We start from the raw sequence: 16,469 nt of genomic DNA, 5'->3' as shown, positions 1-16,469 counted from the left end.
CGCGGCCGGCGGCGCAGCCGGCGACGCGAAGCCTGCTACGCAGCCGGCGACGCGGTCGACGCGGCGGCCGACGACCCCGCCGCATCCCGCTCGCCGAGCGCACGGGCTATGCGCTCGACCGCCTCGATCATCACCGGGCGGGGCAGCGCGAAGACGAAGCGCGTGTAGCCGATCGCGGCCTCGCCACAGGCGGCACCGTCGGTCATCGCGACGCCGGCGTGCTCTCGGAACCACTCGCCGAGGTCACCCGTGAGTCCCGTCTCGCGGAAGTCGAGCAGCGCGATGTAGCTGCCCTCCGGCACAATCAGCCGCACGCCGGGCAGCTTCTCGTCGACGAGCTGCGCGAGCATCCGCCGGTTGCCGTCGAGGTAGTCGACGACTCCGTCGAGCCAGTCGCGTCCGCCCGTGTACGCCGCGGTGTTCGCGATGACCCCGAGCGTCGAGGTGCCGTGTCCGGGCCAGAATCCGAGGCGTTCCCAGAGTTCGGCATCCGCGTCGTTCGAGAGGATGACCTGCGCGCACTTGAGCCCCGCGAGGTTCCAGGCCTTCGAGGCGGAGGTCGCGGTGAAGGTGTGCGCGGCGGCGGCATCGGACACCGAGGCGTAGGGGATGTGCTGCGCCGGGGAGTAGATGATCGGCGCGTGGATCTCGTCGGAGAACACGCGGCCGCCGGCCTCGGTCACGACCGACGCGATGGCCAGCAGCTCGTCGCGGGTCGCGACCGTGCCGAGGGGGTTGTGCGGGTTGCAGAGCACCAGCATCTCGCCGCCGTCGCGGAACGCCTGCGCGACGGCATCCAGGTCCATGACCCAGCGTCCGTCGACTTCGATGCTCGGCACCTCGATCACCCGGCGGCCGCGCATGGGCGGCACCAGCAGGAACGGCATGTACGCCGGCGTCGGCACGACGATGGCCGAGCCCGGCGTCGTGAAATTGTCGATCGCGAGCTCGAACGCGGCGATCACATCGGGTACGTGGTGGATGCGGTCGGCGGGCACCTCCCATCCGTACGAGTCGGAGTACCAGCGTGCCGTGGCCGCGGAGAGGTCTTTCGCCAGCTTCTCGGGCAGATAGCCGGTCACGCCCATGTCGAGAGCATCCTTCACCGCGCCGGTGACGGCAGGCGCGAGGCCGAAGTCCATCTCGGCCACGAAAGCGCCGATCATGTCGGGGAACGTCGTCCATTTCAGGCTGCCCGCCTGGCGCAGGTCGTCTTGCGTGATCTGGTCGAACGTGCCGGAAGTCATGGCATCAATCCTTTCACCCGGTGGCTGCCCTCGGCCCGTGTGGGGACGTTCGGGGCACGGGCATGAGGTGCGGGGCGACGTGCGGGGTCACTTCTGCACCGGAAACCGGCCGCGCGGGTGCTTTTCTGGCCACGCGTCGAGCGCTCGATGCGTGCGGGGTCACTTCTGCACCGGAAACCGGCCGCGCGGGTGCTTTTCTGACCCCGCGTCGAGCGCTCACACCCGCCACGCCATTGAGCCGCCTGCGCCCCCGTGTCAGGATGGCCCCGACTCGGCTCACGACCTCGCGAGCCGGCGGGGACGAAGGGAATCTCATGCAGCTGGCGATGATCGGACTCGGCCGGATGGGCGCCAACATCGTGCGACGTCTCATGCGGGCGGGGCACGAGTGCGTGGTCTACGACGTGAACGCGGATGCCGTGCAGGCGCTGGTCGCCGAGGGAGCCACCGGCGCCGACAGCATGGCCGACCTGGCGTCGAAGCTCGAAGCGCCCCGGGCCGTCTGGATGATGGTGCCCGCCTCGCTCACCGGAACCGTCGCCGACCAGGTCGCGGAGGTGCTCGACGAGGGCGACATCATCATCGACGGCGGCAACTCGAACTACCGCGACGATGTGCGGCGGGCGAAGGCGTTCCGCGAGCGCGGCATCCACTACGTCGACGTCGGCACCAGCGGCGGAGTGTTCGGCCTCGAGCGCGGGTACTGCCTGATGGTCGGAGGACCGGATGCCGCGGTGCAGCGCATCGAGCCGATCCTGCGCTCGGTGGCTCCGGGTGTCGGCGAGATCGAGCGCACGCCCGGTCGCACCGGCGACCTCACGCCCGAGGAGGAGGGCTACCTGCACTGCGGTCCCTCGGGCGCCGGACACTTCGTGAAGATGGTGCACAACGGCATCGAGTACGGCATCATGGCGTCGATCGCCGAGGGGCTCAACCTGCTGCACAACGCGGATGCCGGGGTGCGCGAGGCTGAGCATTCCGCCGAGATCGCCCCACTCGAAGAGCCGGAGTTCTACCAGTTCCCGATCGACACCTCCAAGGTTGCGGAGCTGTGGCGCCGGGGGTCGGTCATCTCGTCGTGGCTGCTCGACCTGACCGCCGCCGCGCTCGCCGAGAACCCGAAGCTCGACGGTCTGGCCGGTCGGGTGTCGGACTCGGGCGAGGGGCGCTGGACGGTCAAGGCCGCGGTCGATGTGGGTGTGCCGGTTCCGGTGCTCGCGGCGTCGCTGTTCGAGCGCTTCGCGTCGCGCGACGAAGACCACTTCGCGAACCAGGTGCTGTCGGCGATGCGCCTGCAGTTCGGCGGACACCAGGAGCTGCCCGCCGGCGACGTGCTGGAGGCGGGTGCGCGCAAGGCGGAGTCCGACAGCGCCTGACCCGGCGGTCCTCGTCCGTCGAGCGGCCCATCCCGGTCGTTGAGCGAGGCCCGCGGAGCGGCCCGAGACGAAACGCACCACGACACAGGAAGGCCAAGCCGCATGACCCCTACTCCCCGCATCCGCCGGGCCGATCCCTCGGATGCCGAGCGCATCGCCGCGCTCCTCCACGCCTTCAACACCGAGTTCGACACCGAGACCCCCGGTGTCGCGGTCCTCACGGAACGGCTTCGGATGCTGCTCGCCGGCCCCTCGACGTTCGCCGTCATCGGCGGCGACCCGGCGACCGGCGTCGCGCTCGTGACACTGCGGCCGAACGTGTGGTTCGACGGACCGGTCGCGCTGCTCGACGAGATGTACGTCGTGCCCGAGCTGCGGGGCACCGGGATCGGCAGTGCGATCCTGCTGCGAATGGTCGAGATCTGTCGAGAGCTGGGCGTCTCGGAGATCGAGATCAACGTCGACGAGTCGGATGCCGACACGATGCGCTTCTATGAGCGGCACGGTTTCATCAACGGCGACCCCGACACCGGCGAGAAGGCCTACTACTTCTCCCGCTCGCTCTGAGGCGACGCGCCCCGGGGTCGTCGAGCGAGGCCCGCGGAGCGGTGACATCCCCCGGTCGTTGAGCGAGCCCGGCGGAGCCGAGCGAGACGAAACGTGGTGACTTTTTCGAGGTCGGCTCGCGACGTTTCGTCTCAGGCGACTTCGTCGTCTTCGCCCAACGACCGAGACTCACCGGGTCGTTGAGCGAGGCCCGCGGAGCGGTGACACCCCTCGGTCGTTGAGCGAGCCCGGCGGAGCCGAGCGAGACGAAACGCGGTAACGTTCCGAGGTCGGCTCGCGACGTTTCGTCTCAGTCGACTGCTTCGTCTTCGCTCAACGACCGGCGGGCCCGCCCAGCGACCGGACGGCTCAGACCAGCGCAGCATCCACCCTGTGATCGTTGCCGGCGTGCACGAGGGCGTCGATCCGGCGCTCGATGGCGTTGAACTCCGGGGAGTTCACGTCGCGCTCGCCGGGGAGGTCGACCGTCACGATCTCCCGCACGTGCCCCGAGATACCGTGTGCCGTGCCGCCCGCCATGACCATGACGCGGTCGCCGAGGTAGACGGCCTCCTCGATGCTGTGCGTCACGAACAGCACGGTGATGCCGGCATCCCGCTGGATGCGCTGCAGCTCGTGCTGCATCTCGGTGCGCGTGAGCGCGTCGAGAGCGCCGAACGGTTCGTCCATGAGCATCACCGACGGAGTGTTCGCGAGCAGTCGCGCGATCGCGACGCGCTGCTGCATGCCGCCCGAGAGCTGGTGCGGGAAGGATGCCGCGACGCGACTGAGTCCGACGGAGTCCAGCGCCGCGGTCGCTCGCTCCTTCACGACCGCGCGGGGGAGGCGAGCCTGCCTCGGGCCGTACTCGATGTTCTCGCGCACCGTCAGCCAGGGGAACAGTCCGTAGTCCTGGAAGACGACGCCGCGGTCGGGACCGGGGCCGGTGACCTCGGTGCCGGCGACGGTGAGCGAGCCCTCGGTGATCGTCTCGAAGCCCGCGACCATGCGCAGCAGCGTCGACTTGCCGCATCCGGAGGCGCCGACGATGCAGACGACCTCGCCGGCCGCGACGGTGATGTCCACACCGTCGACGGCGGCGATCGGTGAGCCGGGGTAGCGCTTGCCCACCCCGTTCATGACGATGTCGGCGGCGTGCTGGGGAGGAATGCTCATGCGATCTCTCACTTCTGGATCGGTCGGCGCCCGAAGGCGATGGCGAAGATGAGCGTGAGCAGGCGGTCGGTGATGAAACCGGCCAGGCCGATGACGACCATGCCCACGATGATGAGGTCGGTGCGCGACTGCTCCCTGGCCTGGGTGATGAGCGCGCCGAGCCCGGTGCTGATCCCCACCGTCTCGCCGACGACGAGGATCACCCACGCGAGTCCCATCGCGATGCGCATGCCGCTGATGATCTGCGGAGCGGCGGCCGGGATGACGACCTTGTAGAGCGACTGGAAGCGGGGTGTGCCCAGCATCGCGGCGGCTTCGAGGAGGCGCCCCGGCACCTGGTGCACTCCGCTGATGGTGTTCAGCAGGATCGGGAACACCGCGGCGATGAACACGAGGAACACGGTGGAGCGGTCGCCGAAGCCGATGATCAGCAGTGTCAGCGGCGCCCAGGCGGTGACGGGGATGGGGCGGACGAGGTTGATCGTGGGCTCCAGCATCCGGAAGAGGAGCTTCGATCGGCCCATCAGCACGCCGAGCGGGACGGCGACGACGACCGCGAGGCCGAAGCCCTGCAGCACGCGCAGCGCCGAGGCGCCGAGGTGGCCCCAGAGCGTACCGCTGAACGAGTCGTCGTAGACGCCGCCGAAGGCGAAGTCCACACCCCTCAGCGCGACCTCTCCGGGGGTGGGCAGGAACGTCATCTTGATGTCGAACGGCAGCGTCCAGGCGTTTTGCACGCCCAGGTGCCAGCCGATGAGGATGAGGATCGGCACGGGAAGCGCGATGGCCCATCCCAGCGGCAGGCGGCGGCGCGGCCGTGCGGCGCGGATGCCGCCGGGCTGCGTCTCCGTGTTCGCGACGCCCTGGGGCGGATCGGCGAGTGCGGTGGTCGTCACGATCACTCCGTCCGTGCGGTCTCGACGAAGCCGGCGTCGGTGAGGAGGTCCTGGTCGACCTCGGCCGAGACCTGGTCGAACGCGAGCATCTCCTCGCTCATCGCGGCCAGCGTCGAGAGGTAGTCGGCATCCAGATCCCAGCGGGGCCAGATGTTCTCGATCGCCAGGTCGACGATCGCGGGGTCCAGGGCGAACTCCTCGACGAGGCCGTCGGCCCAGGCGGCGGTGTCGTCCGCCATGTGCTCGACCGCCGCGATGTGGGTGTCGACGACGGACTGCACGAGCTCGGGGTCGGACTCGATCAGGCTGTTGCTCGTGGCGAGCACGATGTTCGTCTGCCCGATGGGGGTGTCGTAGGCCGACATCAGCTCGTGAGCACCGCCCTCGATCGCGATCGACGGGCCCACCTCGGCGGAGATGAACGCGTCGATCTGCCCGGAGGCGAACGCGGTGGCCATGTCGGCGAAGGGCAGGTTGACGAGCTCGACGTCGCTCGCGGGGTCGATGCCCTGTGCCTCGAGCGTGCGCTTGAGGAGGATCTCCTGGGTGGCGCCCATCGGGAAGCCGACCTTCGCACCCTGGAGGTCATCCGGCGTCTCGATGTCTTCCGTGGCGACGATGCGGGTGCCGCCGTCGGCAGCGGAGGCGACGATGCGCACATCCTGCTTCTCGGCGACGCCGGCGATGACGGATGCCGCGCCGGTCACGCCGAAGTCGACGGATCCCGAGACGATTGCGTTCTTGATGTCGCTGGAGGTGTCGAACAGCACGATCTCGACGTCGATGCCCTCCTCGGCGACCTCCTCGTAGAAGAAGGGGCTGAACAGGTGGGGCTGCGCACGCAGCGTCCCGATGGTGACGGACTGTCCGCCGCCGTCGCCGCTCTCGGAGTCGGCGGACGAGGACGACGCGGAGCAGCCGGTGAGCACCAGCGCGGCCGCGGCGAGGGAGGCGACGGCGAGCGACGGCGTGCGGAGGGAAGTGGGGAAGGTCATGTGTTCTCCTGGTGGGGGCGGGGTCAGGACGTGTGGTGCAGGGTCAGGTGGTCTGGTGCAGGGTCAGGCGGTCGCGGGGACGACGGATGCTGTGCGATAGGCGCGCCAGCCCCCGAAGTCGGTGATGTCTCGTTCGGTGAGGTCGACGGATGCGGTGAAGCCGAGTACCGACGAGCCGTCGGAGAGCTCGATCTCGCCGAGCGCGAGAGGAGCGGCGATGCTGCGCAGCAGCGTCGACAGGGCGAGGGGCGACAGGCGCCACAGCTCGCCGGGGAGCTCTGCGCCCTCGGTCGAGCGGATCACCGCCGGCCGGTCGACAGCGCCTTCGACCAGCAGCATCCGGAACCTGTCCGAGGTGCGAACCTCGCCGACGAACCGGGCACCGAGAGCCTGCAGCTGCGGGTTGAGCGGTTCGCCGCTGAGGTGCGCCCCGAAGACGGCGACGTCGACGCCCGGGGCGTCGAGTGTGGCATCCGGCTCCTGTTCGCCGAGGAGGCGAGCTGCGAGATCGAGCGCGACCTGGTCGTGGAACGTCGGCGTCACGATCGAGACGCCGAAGTGTCCCTCCCCGGCGACCTCGCCCGTCGGCACGGCGACGGCGGCCATGTCCATGAGGTTCACGAAGTTCGTGAAGGTGCCGACGGTGCTGTTCACACCGAGCGGGTCGGCCGCGACCTCGGTGACGGTCGGGTGGATCGGTGCGGTCGGGATGATCAGCGCGTCCGTTCCGTCGAGCACATCCCGAGCGAGGCGCGTCGCGGCGGCGACGGCCTGCTGGGCATCGATCACCGTCGTGCCGTCGATCTCTCCGGCGCGGGCGGCGATCTCGGCGACCGACGGATCGGCCTCCTCCGGGTGCGCGGCGAGGAACGCGCCGTACGACCAGGCCCGCTCGCTGACCAGGCCGCCGCCGTAGAGAAGCCGGGCGGTGGCGAGGAACGGAGCGATGTCGATCGTGCGGGTCTCGGCGCCGAGCGCCTCGAAGCGGGCGATCGTCTCGTCGAACGCGGTCAGGACGGCCGGCGAGAGCGACGTGAGGTCGGCGCGTCGCGGCACGGCGATCACCGGTCGCGGGGGTGCGGCCTGCGGGGCGTCGAGCGCCCACGGCCTGCTCTTCGGGTCGCTCGACGACGGGCCGGCGACGACCGACATCACGCGGGCGGCGAGACCGGTGGTGCGGGTGAAGATCGAGACGGTGTCGTACGAGGGGGATGCCGGGAGGACTCCGTCGAGAGGCAGTAGCCCGAGGGTGGGCTTCACGCCGAGGATGCCGTTGAAGGCGGCCGGAACCCGCCCCGAGCCCGCGGTGTCGGTGCCGAGGGAGAAGTCGACGAGGTCGTGACCGACGGCGGCACCGGATCCCGAGCTCGATCCGCCGGAGACGCGCTGGGGGTCGAGCGCGCTCGTGACGATGCCGTACGGGCTGCGTGTTCCGACGAGTCCGGTGGCGAACTGATCCATGTTCGTCTTGCCGACGAGGATGGCTCCCGCGTCGAGCAGCCGTGTGACGACGGTCGCGGTGTGCCGGGGGATCCGGGCGAAGGCGGGGTGCGCGGCGGTGGTCGGGATGCCGGCCACGTCGATGTTGTCCTTGACGGCGAACGTCAGACCGGCGAGGGGGAGAGCCGAGCCCTCGGCGACGCGAGCGCGCACGCTCTCGGCATCCGCCCTGATCTCTGCGGCGCTGCGGCGGGTGATCCAGATGCTGGCGGGCGCGGCGTCCAGTGCGGCTACGAGCGCTGCGACGTCGGCGGAGACGGATTCGGAAGAGGAGAGGGAGATCATCGGTGCGGGTCCATTCCGTGGTTCATGTGGGAGATCTGCATGGCGCGGGCCGCGCGGGCCTCGACGATCGACTGCGACTGGCCGACGTGCGTGCGCAGGAAGTCCCGCGCTTCGCGCAGGCGCCCCGTGAGCACGAGCTCGAGGATCTCGAGGTGCTCGGTGATGGTCGCGTCGACCCGGTCCTGGGTGAGGTAGTCGTGCATGCGGATCGGGCGGATGCGGCGGTTCACGCGCTCCAGCGCTCCGACCAGCTCGCCGTTGCCCGCGGCGCCCAGGAGCGCGAGGTGGAAGTGCTCGTCGGCGTCGACGAAACCGGGATCGGGGGTGATGCCGGTCTCGAGCCGAGAGACCCAGAGGTCCTGCTCGGCGGTGAGCAGGGCCCGCTCATGCGTGATCGTCGGGTCGGCGATGGCGCGGTCGATGCCCTGCGACTCCAGCAGGATGCGCAGCTCGTAGAGGTCGGTGAACTCCTCGAGCGTGGGCATGTAGCGGTACAGCGCTCCCTCGCGCTTGACGAGGAGTCCGTCTGCCTCGAGCCGCGCCAGGGCGTCGCGCACCGGGGTGCGTGAGAGCTGGAAGCGTTCGGCGACGTTCTCTTCGGTGAAGCGGTGGAAGGGCGAATACGCCGCGGTCAGCAGCTCGGCCCGCAGCTGCTCATAGACGCGGATGCGGGCGGGACGCCGGCGCTCGGAGCCCGGATCCTGCGATGTGGCCAATGATGTATCCATTGATGGACATCGTTCGGTATCCATGTTTCGGCGGTGTATCTGCGCCGTACTCCCCGCGTTACGTTCTCCTCACATCCCCCGCCCTCGGCCCGCGTCGCGGCTCCCGATCCCGGTCGTTGAGCGAGCCCCGCGGAGCGGTGGCCTTTCCCGGTCGTTGAGCGAGGCCCGCGAAGCGGTCGCCCCTTCCCGGTCGTTGAGCGAGCCCGGCGGAGCCGAGCGCGACGAAACGCACCACGACACGGGAACGGCATCCGCATCGCCCCGCCACGGGAACCCGCTCAACGGATCGCGTCGAGAAGGCCCTTCTCGGTGCGATTGACGATTCCGAGGAAGGTCTGGTCATCGCCGTAGGCGCGCGCGAGCACCAGGCCGCCCTGGATGGCGGCGACCGCGTACAGCGCGTGCTCGCGAGCCATCTCACGTGTGAGGCCGGTAGTCGTGAGGACCTGGGTGAGGGCGTCGACCCAGTCGGTGAAGTACGCCCGCACCGCTTCGGCGAAGGTCTCCTGCTCTTCGCCCAGAGTGATCGCGGCGAACAGGCACACCCGCTCACGGGAGATGAAGTACTCGGCGACCTCGCGCGACGTGTCCGCGATGGCCTGCCGAGCGTCGGTCGCGGTGCGGAGGGGAACGAAGATCTTCTCGTCGAACCACTCTGCGACCTGGTCGAGGACCGCGCGAGCCATGTCCGTCTTTCCCTCGGGGAAGAAGTGGTAGAGGCTTCCACGGCCGACGCCGGTCTCCTGCTGGATGAATGACAGGGAACCACCCTCGAAGCCGCGCTTGCGGAAGACGCCGGCGAGGGCGCGGACCACGTCGGACCGGTCGAGGACGGTTCGGGCCATCAGAGACCGAGCTCGCTCAGGCCGGGGTGGTCGGCGGGACGGGGACCGGAGTTGTCCCAGAAGAACTTGCGGTCGGACTCGTCGATCTCGACGTCGTTGATGCTCGCGTGACGGTGCGTCATCAGTCCATCCTTGTCGAAGTGCCAGTTCTCGTTGCCGTAGGCGCGGAACCACTGGCCCTCGGCGTTGCGGTACTCGTACGCGAAGCGCACCGCAATCACATCGCCAGTGTAGGCCCACAGTTCCTTGATGAGCCGGTAGTCCAGCTCACGGTCCCACTTGCCGGCGAGGAAGTCGATGATGGCGGGGCGACCCTGCACGAAAGCGGAGCGGTTGCGCCACCAGCTGTCCTCACTGTAGGCCAGGGCGATGCGCTCGGGGTCGCGGGTGTTCCACCCGTCTTCGGCGGCACGAACCTTCTGGATGGCGGTCTCTTCGGTGAACGGGGGAAGGGGCGGACGGGACATGATGACTCCTCGATTCGATTCTCTGTACCGGTCGGTACAACGTGTACTAAACGGTACAGAGTGGCAGTGTGGATGTCAACATCGGGCCTCACTCATCCGGCGGCCACCTTTCCTGGTCGTTGAGCGAGCCCGGCGGAGCGGTGACCTTTTCCGGTCGTTGAGCGAGCCCGGCGGAGCCGAGCGAGACGAAACGCGGTGAGGTTCGGAGGTCGGCTTGCGACGTTTCGTCTCAGTCGACTTCGTCGTCTTCGCTCAACGACCGGAACGCCCCCGATCATTGTGCGAGGCCCGCGAAGCGGCTCCTCCCGGTCGTTGAGCGAGCCCGGCGGAGCCGAGCGAGACGAAACGTGGTGCGGTTCCGAGGTCGGCTCGCGACGTTTCGTCTCAGGCGACTTCGTCGTCTTCGCTCAACGACCGTGTTCGCCCTGATCGTCGAGTGCGCGGCGCAGCGCCTCCGCCGCGAACCGCGCCGCGGCGGCCGTGCCGAAGGTGACGTGGAACGCGGGGTCGCTCTCGTACATGTCGGCGATGCCGAGCACCATCGCGCGGGAGTTCTCGGCATCACCGGCGTGCGTGGGCGTTCCGGGGATCTCGGCGAACCAGGCCAGGTGCGCGGCGGCATGCTCGCGAGCAGCCGGCGCATCCGTCTCATGCCCCGCCTCCTGCAACTCGCGCCATCGCGCGACGAGCGCCTCGGCGCGCTCCTTCCACTCGCGCTGCGCGCGCACGGACTTGCCGTGCCACCACTGGTTCGACGCATCGAAGGCGTCGCGTCCCCACCGTTCGACGACCTCGGACTCGTACGCGTCGTTGAATCCCTGCAGCATCACGTCCATGCGCGGCTCCAGCCCCTGCTCGCGCATCGCCAGGGTGTGCTCGACCGCGGCGATGCGGCGGTCGACCGCATCCCGTTCCGCCGTCAGCTGGTCGAGGTGCGACCGCAGTGCGGCGACCTCGCTCGTGGGCTGAGCCGGAGCATCCAGCACCGAGGCGATCTCGGCGAGACCCATGCCGGTGTCTCGCAGAAGCAGGATGCGTTGCAGCCGCGCGACCGCCTCGGGTCCGTAGTACCGGTAGCCGTTCGCGCCGATGCGGTCGGGCGGAAGCAGTCCGATGCGGTGATAGTGCCGCAGGGCGCGGTCGGTGATGCCCGCCCGTTCGGCGAGTTCGTTCACGGTCCACTCCATCGAGCGCTCCAGACGTCGGGTGGTGGTCAGGTGGTGCGGGGGTCTGCGAGCCCGAGCCTCGGCAACGCGATGGCCAGGATCTCGGATGCCGGAACGTGCACCGCCTCGGCCGCGCTGCGTCCTGTCGCATCTCGGTAGGCCTCGACGATGCGGGCGCCCGCCGCATACCCCGCACCGGTCGGCAGTCCGACGGGCGTGGAGCCGAACATCCGAGCCGTCGCGTCGCCGAGCACCCACGCGGCGAAGTCCTGCATGCCGGTGACGTCGAGTCCGCTCACGACCTTCGCCAGCACGGCGTCGTCGGTGCGGGTCTCGTCGGCGACGAAGTGGGTGTATCCGGCATCGCCGTAGAGCTCGGTCGCGAACACGTCGGCGAGCCCTTCGGACACGACGTGCTCGCCGACCGTCACGGTCGTCGGATCCCACACGATCCCGCCGGGCGAGTAGCGCACGTTGTGGTGCAGCTCGTGCACGGCGATCGCTTCGAGACGGTCGAGCACTCGGGGCGTGGGCCAGAGGGTGAGGCTGATGTATCCGCTGATGCCGCCGAAGCCCGAGAGGCCCTGCACCTCGTCGACGAAGTGCCGGTTCGCCGGATCGCCCAGCACCAGCAGCACGGTCAGGTCGGGCACGGTCAGGTCGGGGATGGATGCCTCGAGCGCGGCGATCCCGTTGTGCAGCGCCGTCTCGACCCGTCGCCAGGCATCGGCCGCGATGAGAGCCTCCAGCCCTTCGCGCAACTGACTGATCGGGCCGTCGGTGTCGAAGTCGGTGTCGAACCCGAAGCTCTGGCGATGCACGGCCGCCAGGTCGGGCCCGCCGGGGATGAAGTGGTACATGCCGGCCATCGGCTGCCACATCTCGCGGACGAGGTCGTCGAGTGACTCCGAGGGTGCATCGAGGATGCGGGCGGTCGCTGTCGCGCTGTCGATCAGGGTGAGGGTCATGTCGATCGAGCGTAAACACTGACGCAGGGGCAAGGTCAACCCGCGGGTCGTGACGGACAACGAGGACATGCTGATCGCGATGGCGGGCGGAGCGGCGTCCCTGTCCGATCGTTGAGCGAGGCCCGCGGAGCGGCCCGAGACGAAACGTGGTGAGGTTCGGAGGTCGGCTTGCGACGTTTCGTCTCAGTCGACTGCGTCGTCTTCGCTCAACGACCGTGACGTTCCCGATCATTGTGCGAGGCCCGCGAAGCGGCTCCTTTCCGGTCGTTGAGCGAGCCCGGCGGAGCCGAGCGAGACGAAACGCGGCGAGGTTCCGAGGTCGGCTCGCGACGTTTCGTCTCAGTCGACTTCGTCGTCTTCGCTCAACGACCGCACCGTCAAATCGGCAGCGGCACGACCTCGCCCGATGCGCGACCGTCGGAGTGCAGCAGGTGGCCGAGGTGCTTGGTCGTCCGCAGCACGACCGACCGATCGGCGATGCTGACCCCGGGCAGGCGTTCCTCGATGATGCCCTCCATGCGCCCGACGTCCTGCAGTGTGCGCAGCCACACCGCCATGATCACGTTGTACTCGCCGACCGTGTTCGCGACGAGGCGCACCTCTTCAATGCGCCCGAGCTGCGCGCCGATGCGGGCCGCCATCGCCGCCGGCACGCGCAGGAAGTACCAGGCGTAGATCGGCCAGGGCGTGTAGCGCCGGGCGACATCGACGCGGATCGCCAGCCGACCTGACTCCCGCATCTCGGCGATCGCGTCGCGCACCCGGCGCGGAGCCATGCCGAGGCGGGTGGCGAGCTCGGTCACACCGACCCGGCCGTCGTGGGCGAGCTCGGCGGCGATGGCGCTGCGCTGCTCCGCCGACATGCGCACGGATGCCGTGGGCGTGCGCCGATCCAGAGCCTCGATCTGCGCGACCTCCTGCGTGGAGAGCGCGCGGAGACGCCACCCTCGCGCATCGCGGACGGTCTCCGACACCAGGTGGGTGCGCATCGAGCGCACGCCGGCGACGCCGCGGATGCGCTCCAGCGTCCAGACGGCCAGCGCCTCGGCATCCGGGACCGCGAGCGTGAGGAAGATGTCGCGGCCTCCGGCGGTCAGGTCGATCGTGAACGCCTCGGGGTCGTTCCCGAGGGTCTCGGCGACCGCAAGCGTCTCGCCCGGACTGCACTCGATCTCGATGAGCACGAGCACCGCTGAGGCGCCGGCGCCGTACCCGGTCACGTAGACGATCCCCTCGGCGACCAGTCGTGCCCAGCGTCGCGACAGAGTGGCAGGGTCGGCGCCGATGATGGGCGCGAGTGAGCTCCAGCTCGCCCGCGGGCTCACCTGCACCGCGTGGATCAGGCGCTGATCGAGGTCGTCCAGTCCGATTTCCGGCATTCACATCACCTTTCTGTCCGATTATGTGCACTCGAACGGCATCCTACTGACGTCTTTCTAGAGTCACTGCAACCCGTTCCGCTTCTTGCTCCACCCGATCGCTCTCAAGGAGTCCTCATGGCTGTCACCGCACCGCCTGGCAAGACCATCTCCGGCCGCACCGCTCTGCGCGGGGCCGTCGGCTTCCTCGTCGTCATGGAGCTCGGCTCCGGAATGCTGCAGGGCTGGTATCCCGTGCTGCTCGCCGCGATCGGCGAGGAGTTCGGCGTCGGCGCCGCCCAGCTCAACTGGGTGAGCGCCGCGTACATGCTCGCGACCGTGGTCTGCGTGCCGATCCTCGCCAAGCTCGGCGACCGCTACGGGCACAAGAAGCTGCTCCTGATCTCGACCGCGCTCGTCGCACTCGGATCGATCGTGGTCGCCATCGCGCCGAGCTACGAGCTCTTCCTCGTCGGCCGGGCGCTACAGGCTCCGCTCGCCGCCTTCCTGCCGTTGGAGTTCGCGATCGTCCGCGACCGCGACGAGAAGTCCGCCGGGCGATCGATCGGCAAGCTCGTCGGCGCGCTCACGTTCGGCGCCGCCCTCGGATCCCTCGGCTCCGGCCTGCTCTTCGGAGCGATCGGCGACCTGCGCGCGGTGCTCTGGATGCCCGCCATCTTCCTGCTCATCTGCATCCCGGTCGTGGCGTTCCTGGTGCCCGAGACCACCGTGCGCGCTGCGGGCAAGACCGACTGGCTCGGCGCCTCGCTGCTCGGCATCGGCCTCCTCGCCGCGCTCGGCGGCATCTCGAACGCATCCGCGTGGGGCTGGACGAATCCGATCACCTGGGTCGCGATCCTCGGCGGCGTCGCACTGCTCGTGGTCTGGGTGATGGTCGAGAAGCGCGTCGCGCACCCGCTCATCGACATCGCGCTGCTCACCAAGGGTGGCATCGGCCTGCCGATCATCATCGCGTTCCTCTTCGGCGCTCAGCTGTTCGGCGGACAGACCGCCTCCAGTGTCTACGTGCTCAGCGATCCGGATGCCGTCGGCTTCGGCCTCGGCTTCACCGCCGCCGCGGTCGGAGTCATCTCTCTCGCCGCAGCGCTCTCGGCCTTCCTCGCCTCGATCGTCGGCGACCGGGTCGCCGGCCGCATCGGCGCGAAGGGCGCGATCGTGCTCGGAGGAGTGCTCGTCGGCGGCAGCTACCTCGCCTTCCTCACCGCGCCGAGCGTGGTCGCCGTCTTCGTCGGGGCCATGGTGATCGCCGGGCTCGGCAACGGTCTGCTCATTTCGGTGCTGCCGACCATCGTGGTGCGCCGCGCTCCCGCCGACTCGGTCGGCATCGCCTCAGCGCTCTACAACACGTCGCGCACCGCGGCCGGAGCCGTCGCGGGTGCCGTGTTCGCCCTGGTCATGGGCAGCTTCCTCATGACCGTGGGCACCGGTGACGCCGCCGTGACCACCACCGCATTCGACGGGTACGTCGCCGTGTGGAGCATCTGCGCGGCCATCGGTGTCGCGATCGCCGTGCTCGCCCTGTTCCTCCGCGTCCCTGCACCGGTCGCTGAGGACCCCACCCCTGTCCCCGCCGTCACCACGGCCGACCCCGTTCTCGAAGGAGAAACCGCATGACCCTCGCAGATCCGACCACCCTCGCCGACCGGTCCACCCAGCCCCTGCTCGACCTCGCGGAGGCGAAGCAGCGCAGCGCGGATGCCGTGCGCGACTGGGAGCAGCGGCTCGTCGAGATCAGCCACGAGATCCACGACGATCCCGAGATCGCGTTCGAAGAGGTGCGTGCGGCGAACCTCGTCGCGGCAGCCCTGCGCGACGCTGGCTTCACCGCCACCGTCGGCGCGTTCGGAGTCGACACGGCCATCGACGCCAGCTTCGGCGACGGGGAGTTCGTGGTCGCGATCTGCGCCGAATACGACGCTCTTCCGGTGATCGGCCACGCCTGCGGACACAACGTCATCGCGGCGGCCGGACTCGGTGCGGCGATCGCGCTCGCGGCCATCGCGGATGACGCCGGACTCACGGTCAAGCTGCTCGGCACCCCCGCTGAAGAGCACGGCGGCGGCAAGGTGCTCATGCTCGAGGGCGGCGCGTGGGAAGACGCCACGGTGTCGCTCATGGTGCACGGTGCCCCCGGCATCGACGTGCGCTGCGAGAGCTTCCGCACGCAGGCCGTCGATCGCTTCCAGGTGACGTACACGGGGCGCCCGGCGCACGCGGCCGCGGCACCCGACAAGGGCGTGAACGCGCTGGATGCCGCGACGATCGCCCTCACCTCGATCGGCCTGCTCCGTCAGCAGCTGCCCGGCACCGTGCGCACCGCCGCCGTGATCACGCAGGGCGGCGAGGTGACGAACATCATCCCCGCGCGCACCGTGCTGCAGGCCGAGGTGCGTTCGTTCGACCTCGATGAGCTGCACGACGCCAAGCGGCGGGTGATGGCCTGCTTCGAGGCGGGAGCGCTCGCCTCGGGATGCTCGTGGGAGCAGGTGCGCACCGAGCCGCGCTATGACCCGCTCATCCAGGAGCCGATGCTCGCCGATGCATGGAACGACGCGCTGACCGAGCTCGGTCGCGAGCCCATCGCGTTCACCGGCGCAGCCGGAGGATCCACCGACATGCAGGTCGTTCCCTCGATCCACCCCGGCATCGCGATCATCGGCTCGACGTCGGCTCCGCACACCGAGGGATTCACCGCGGATGCCGCGACGCCCGCCGCCGACCGCGCCGTGATCGACGCGGCGATCGGCCTCGCGTGGGCTGCGGCGACGGCGGCGCTCACACCGTCGTCGCGTGCGGATCTGCTCGCTCGGCAGGCCGCGCGCCCGGCCGGAGCGACCACCCACCCGCAGGGTGAGGAGTGACCACACTCGCCTCCGCGACCGACGCCCGCCGCGG

The 16,469-nt window shown here is 69.6% G+C and carries 15 protein-coding genes; 4 read left to right on the top strand and 11 right to left on the bottom strand.

The genetic code is table 11. The features are described from left to right. Positions 1–35 precede the first annotated feature (35 nt). Positions 36–1,247 (bottom strand): aminotransferase class I/II-fold pyridoxal phosphate-dependent enzyme, encoded by a 1,212-nt coding sequence (locus RTM68_RS11325; protein WP_312170877.1) that lies wholly within the window; start codon positions 1,245–1,247, stop codon positions 36–38. 314 nt (positions 1,248–1,561) lie between these two features. On the opposite strand from RTM68_RS11325, the gene gnd reads away from it, so the two are divergent. Together gnd and RTM68_RS11315 are read left to right on the top strand one after the other, a co-directional pair. Then, a complete protein-coding gene (gene gnd / locus RTM68_RS11320) occupies positions 1,562–2,623 on the top strand; it encodes a phosphogluconate dehydrogenase (NAD(+)-dependent, decarboxylating) (protein ID WP_312170874.1) in 1,062 nt (353 codons plus the stop codon). A 102-nt stretch (positions 2,624–2,725) separates the two neighbouring features. After that, entirely contained in the window at positions 2,726–3,190 is a 465-nt protein-coding gene (locus RTM68_RS11315) for a GNAT family N-acetyltransferase (protein ID WP_312170871.1), read from the top strand. Positions 3,191–3,538: 348 nt separating this feature from the next. Here the strand turns inward: RTM68_RS11315 and RTM68_RS11310 are convergent, their stop codons facing one another. The 10 genes from RTM68_RS11310 to RTM68_RS11265 all read right to left on the bottom strand — a co-directional run bounded on the left by RTM68_RS11310 (position 3,539) and on the right by RTM68_RS11265 (position 13,574). Then, the gene (locus RTM68_RS11310; RefSeq protein WP_312170868.1) at positions 3,539–4,345 is read right to left on the bottom strand and encodes an ABC transporter ATP-binding protein; all 807 of its coding nucleotides are present in this window, start codon (positions 4,343–4,345) and stop codon (positions 3,539–3,541) included. 8 nt (positions 4,346–4,353) lie between these two features. Continuing rightward, a complete protein-coding gene (locus RTM68_RS11305; protein WP_312170866.1) occupies positions 4,354–5,241 on the bottom strand; it encodes an ABC transporter permease in 888 nt (295 codons plus the stop codon). Positions 5,242–5,243: 2 nt separating this feature from the next. After that, positions 5,244–6,236, bottom strand: coding sequence for an ABC transporter substrate-binding protein (locus tag RTM68_RS11300; RefSeq protein WP_312170864.1), 993 nt, complete (start codon positions 6,234–6,236; stop codon positions 5,244–5,246). Between the two features lie 63 nt (positions 6,237–6,299). Continuing rightward, entirely contained in the window at positions 6,300–8,021 is a 1,722-nt protein-coding gene (gene atzF, locus RTM68_RS11295; protein ID WP_312170863.1) for an allophanate hydrolase, read from the bottom strand. Then, a complete protein-coding gene (locus RTM68_RS11290; RefSeq protein WP_312170861.1) occupies positions 8,018–8,749 on the bottom strand; it encodes a GntR family transcriptional regulator in 732 nt (243 codons plus the stop codon). Before RTM68_RS11290 ends, atzF begins: the two co-directional genes overlap by 4 nt. A 278-nt stretch (positions 8,750–9,027) precedes the next feature. Further along, a complete protein-coding gene (locus tag RTM68_RS11285; protein WP_312170859.1) occupies positions 9,028–9,594 on the bottom strand; it encodes a TetR/AcrR family transcriptional regulator in 567 nt (188 codons plus the stop codon). Then, positions 9,594–10,061: a nuclear transport factor 2 family protein gene (locus RTM68_RS11280; protein ID WP_312170857.1), complete on the bottom strand. Its 468-nt coding sequence runs from the start codon at positions 10,059–10,061 to the stop codon at positions 9,594–9,596. Before RTM68_RS11280 ends, RTM68_RS11285 begins: the two co-directional genes overlap by 1 nt. Positions 10,062–10,468: 407 nt before the next feature. Continuing rightward, on the bottom strand, positions 10,469–11,236 hold the full coding sequence (locus RTM68_RS11275; RefSeq protein ID WP_312170854.1) for a MerR family transcriptional regulator: 768 nt from the start codon (positions 11,234–11,236) through the stop codon (positions 10,469–10,471). A 38-nt stretch (positions 11,237–11,274) separates the two neighbouring features. Further along, positions 11,275–12,195, bottom strand: coding sequence for a DUF2268 domain-containing putative Zn-dependent protease (locus tag RTM68_RS11270; RefSeq protein ID WP_312170851.1), 921 nt, complete (start codon positions 12,193–12,195; stop codon positions 11,275–11,277). Positions 12,196–12,572: 377 nt separating this feature from the next. Further along, complete coding sequence (locus RTM68_RS11265) at positions 12,573–13,574, bottom strand: Lrp/AsnC family transcriptional regulator (RefSeq protein WP_312170848.1); 1,002 nt, start codon at positions 13,572–13,574, stop codon at positions 12,573–12,575. A 117-nt stretch (positions 13,575–13,691) separates the two neighbouring features. Between RTM68_RS11265 and RTM68_RS11260 the strand changes: the two genes are divergently transcribed. Together RTM68_RS11260 and RTM68_RS11255 are read left to right on the top strand one after the other, a co-directional pair. Further along, positions 13,692–15,188: an MFS transporter gene (locus RTM68_RS11260; RefSeq protein WP_312170845.1), complete on the top strand. Its 1,497-nt coding sequence runs from the start codon at positions 13,692–13,694 to the stop codon at positions 15,186–15,188. After that, the gene (locus RTM68_RS11255; protein ID WP_312170843.1) at positions 15,185–16,435 is read left to right on the top strand and encodes a M20 family metallopeptidase; all 1,251 of its coding nucleotides are present in this window, start codon (positions 15,185–15,187) and stop codon (positions 16,433–16,435) included. Before RTM68_RS11260 ends, RTM68_RS11255 begins: the two co-directional genes overlap by 4 nt. The last annotated feature ends 34 nt before the right edge of the window (positions 16,436–16,469 follow it).

The organism is Microbacterium sp. (genome assembly GCF_031988965.1).
Classification (GTDB): Bacteria; Actinomycetota; Actinomycetes; order Actinomycetales; family Microbacteriaceae; genus Microbacterium.
This window is presented reverse-complemented; position numbering and strand designations above follow the sequence as displayed.

Bases quoted from the DNA above. Each gene is read 5' to 3' on its own strand.
- RTM68_RS11325 (WP_312170877.1), bottom strand. From the start codon at position 1,247: ATGACTTCCGGCACGTTCGACCAGATCACGCAAGACGACCTGCGCCAG.
- gnd (WP_312170874.1), top strand. From the start codon at position 1,562: ATGCAGCTGGCGATGATCGGACTCGGCCGGATGGGCGCCAACATCGTG.
- RTM68_RS11315 (WP_312170871.1), top strand. From the start codon at position 2,726: ATGACCCCTACTCCCCGCATCCGCCGGGCCGATCCCTCGGATGCCGAG.
- RTM68_RS11310 (WP_312170868.1), bottom strand. From the start codon at position 4,345: ATGAGCATTCCTCCCCAGCACGCCGCCGACATCGTCATGAACGGGGTG.
- RTM68_RS11300 (WP_312170864.1), bottom strand. From the start codon at position 6,236: ATGACCTTCCCCACTTCCCTCCGCACGCCGTCGCTCGCCGTCGCCTCC.
- atzF (WP_312170863.1), bottom strand. From the start codon at position 8,021: ATGATCTCCCTCTCCTCTTCCGAATCCGTCTCCGCCGACGTCGCAGCG.
- RTM68_RS11290 (WP_312170861.1), bottom strand. From the start codon at position 8,749: ATGGATACATCATTGGCCACATCGCAGGATCCGGGCTCCGAGCGCCGG.
- RTM68_RS11285 (WP_312170859.1), bottom strand. From the start codon at position 9,594: ATGGCCCGAACCGTCCTCGACCGGTCCGACGTGGTCCGCGCCCTCGCC.
- RTM68_RS11280 (WP_312170857.1), bottom strand. From the start codon at position 10,061: ATGTCCCGTCCGCCCCTTCCCCCGTTCACCGAAGAGACCGCCATCCAG.
- RTM68_RS11270 (WP_312170851.1), bottom strand. From the start codon at position 12,195: ATGACCCTCACCCTGATCGACAGCGCGACAGCGACCGCCCGCATCCTC.
- RTM68_RS11265 (WP_312170848.1), bottom strand. From the start codon at position 13,574: ATGCCGGAAATCGGACTGGACGACCTCGATCAGCGCCTGATCCACGCG.
- RTM68_RS11260 (WP_312170845.1), top strand. From the start codon at position 13,692: ATGGCTGTCACCGCACCGCCTGGCAAGACCATCTCCGGCCGCACCGCT.
- RTM68_RS11255 (WP_312170843.1), top strand. From the start codon at position 15,185: ATGACCCTCGCAGATCCGACCACCCTCGCCGACCGGTCCACCCAGCCC.